Source organism: Gemmatimonadota bacterium, from assembly GCA_026706345.1.
Classification (GTDB): Bacteria; JAAXHH01; JAAXHH01; order JAAXHH01; family JAAXHH01; genus JAAXHH01.
Genome location: JAPOYX010000263.1, coordinates 1 through 3074, shown reverse-complemented (window position 1 = coordinate 3074; position 3074 = coordinate 1). Strand labels below are relative to the sequence as shown.

Sequence of the window (3074 nt, the reverse complement as noted above, 5' to 3'; positions counted from 1 at the left end):
GAAGAGAGAGAGCTTCGTGCGGCCGGGACCAGGCTCGTGGCCGTGGAGAGAGAGTACGCGGAACTGAAGCGCGAGGAAGATTTGCTCCCTGGTTTGACCAAACGAATCGACGACGCGAAGTATGCCGGGGAGGAGGCTGGGCGGCTCGAGTTGGCATTGTCCCTGCAGGATGCCGTAGTAGAGCTTGACGAATGCAAACGGGGGCTGGACGACTTTCACCCGACGATGGCCAGGTTGCAGGGCGATGAGCTCGATACGCTAAGCGGCCTGGATGAGGAAACGGACCGGTTGAAGCGCAAGTTGGAGCGGTCCAACGGGAGCCTGGAGAAGAATCGTCAGGCGTTGATGCGCAGTGGCCTCGAGCGTGCCCGCCCCACTCCCGCGGAAATGGGAACCGCGGAGAACCTGCTGCGCAAACTCGCCGCGAAGCTCGTGGCCTGGGAAAGTTCGCGGCAGTCGGTCGCGCAGGCGCAAGCGGCGCTGAACGAGGCGATCGGACGCTTCGAAGGAAACGGCGAGCCGCCCAGGCTCGACCGCGCGAGCCTGCGGAGGGTGCAGGATGTAGCGGAGCCGCTGCTGAAAGCGCGAGGCTGGCGCGATCAGTTGCAGCAGCGCATCGAGTGGTCCGGCGCAAGCCCCGAGGACTTCGAAATCGATCGGCGCCGGGACGGTGCGGAAGCGCTGCGGGACTGGCTGACGGTTGATGCACGCGGGCCCGGCCGGGCCGGTACTCGTGGCGCGACGGCAACGCGCGCAGCCTCCTGGCTGGCTTTGCTGGCGGCGGGATTCGCCGCAGTCTCGGCCTGGGTTCTGGAGGCGCTGGCGCCGATGCTGGGCGCGGTTGTCGCCATGGCGTCGGTGATCTTGGGCCTTGTAATCCAGTACAGTCGGCCGTCCTCGGGGGACTCCGCCCGGAAGGCAGCAGAGCACCGGTTCCGGAAATCCGGACTGGCCCCACCCCCGGAATGGGCCCGAGACGCGGTTGAGGAACATCTGAGAAGCGTGGTCGAGTCCGAGCTGCAGTCGCTCATCAGGCAGCGGGAAAAGGCATCGGGTATTGAATCCCTCGAAATGGAACTGGAGAAAACTCGGAAAGAGCTCGATGCCCTGGAAAACCAACGTAGCGCTCTGGCAGACGAGGTGGGATTCGATCCTGCCATGCCCCTCGTTGCCTACGAGCGTTTCATCGGACACTGCGTTGATCTGGACCGGGCGCGCACTGACCTGGCGAAACAGCACGCCGAATGTGGTTCATTGGCTGAACAGATCGATGGGATTGCCCAAACCGTTGGCGGGTTCCTGGACGAGTGGCATCTGGGCGATACACCGGCTCAGAATCAAGGTGCCCAGGCCAATCCCCCTTCCGCGACGGAACCGGGGCGGGAAGCCTTGAGCGAAATGCTCCGCAGCTCATTCGACGATCTGCGCGACCGCCTGGAAGGGGCGAACGAATTGCGTTCCTCCGTAGAGAGCGGGAAAGCTGAATCCGAGTCGTTGCAGCGACAGATTGCGGGAGTGACTGACGGAATCAATGCCCTGTACAACCGTGCCGATCTGGAACCCGGAGATCGTGTCGCACTTGTCGGCCGGATGGAACGGTTGGACGACTGGCGGGATGCGCTGAAGGCCCGGGAGCGGGCAACGGGTTCCGAACGGCAGTTACGCAGACAACTCGAAGCGTCTCCCGAGTTGATTGAACTCGCCGACCGGAGCGCCAGAGAAGAACTGCAAACCCTTCTGCAGGGCGCCGAGGTTCGAGCGAACGAATACACATCGCTCGTCGAGCGGCGTTCGGAAATCAGGAAAAGCCTCCGCGATGCAGGTTCGGACGGTAAGCTGGAAACGGCGCTCGCGGACGAAACCCGGGCGCGGGAAGCCCTCACCGACAAGCTCGACGAAGCGTTGCTGCACGGTGCCACCGAAGTGCTGCTCGACGATGTCGAAAAGGCGTTTCACTCGGAGCACGAGCCGGAGGTGCTGCGGCGGGCCAAGACCCTGTTTGCCGAGGCGACCCGCCATGAATTCAGCTTGGAACTGCGCCCGGACGACAGCTTCATGGCCAGGGACAACAGCCAGGGCACGTGGAAGGCGCTGGGCGAACTGTCTTCGGGAACGCGAATGCAGATGCTCCTTGCATTGCGCCTGGCCTGGACGGAAGCGCAGGAACAGGGCGGCGAGAGCCTGCCGCTGTTCCTGGACGAGGCGCTGACAACGAGCGACGAGTCTCGATTCAAGGTAATCGCCGAAAGCCTGGAGAGGCTGGCCGAAGCGGAAGGCCGCCAGATTTTCTACCTGGCGGCGCGCCGGCACGAAGCCGCCTTGTGGCAGCAGGTCACCGGCAGGCAACCGGCTGCCGTCGACCTGGCCGAGGTGCGATTTCCACCGGCTTCTCGGGCGGCGGAGGACTATCGTGTCAAACTTCCGCCGAAGTCGCCTGCGCCAGAAAACCGGTCCCCCGAGGAGTATGCGGCACTGTTGGGCGTAGAGAAGCTGGATCCGCGCCGGTCACCCGACTCACTGCACCCGTTCCATTTGCTGCGCGATGACCTTGAACTGCTTCATGACCTGATCGAACAGTGGCGCATTGTAAGCCTGGGCCAACTCGAGGCTCTGCTCGACAGCAGAGCGGCGCCCGTTGCCGTTCCGGACGACGCGACCCGGAATCGGCTCGTCCAGCGATTCAAGATGATTCGGATCTGGACCGGGTTGTGGCGGCAAGGCCGGGGACGGCCCGTAGATCGCGGCGTTCTGGAACAAAGCGGCGCCGTCTCGAAGACGTTCATCGACGCCGCTTCCGACCTTCTGAATGAACGGGAGGGCGATGGCCGGGCGTTCATCGAGACACTGCGCAATGGGAGGTTGAAGGGGTTCCGTACCAGCAAGATCGACGAACTTGAAAGCTGGCTGGCAGGCGAAGGTTTCACGGACGAAACTCCGATCCTGGAAACGCAGGATCGTCGCCGGCTCACGCTACAAATGTTGGCGCCTGATGCGGAAGCGGACGCGAATGACATTAACAAAGTTGTGGGCTGGTTGGAGGGCTCCCTGTAGACCTATGGCGCCGTTACCCTGAT

General features: G+C 63.3%; 1 protein-coding gene. It reads left to right on the top strand.

Translation table 11 applies throughout. The features are described from left to right. The coding region (locus OXG98_18220; GenBank protein ID MCY3773946.1) for a hypothetical protein at nucleotides 1-3051 on the top strand (3051 nt) is incomplete at its 5' end. Nucleotides 3052-3074 lie beyond the last annotated feature (23 nt).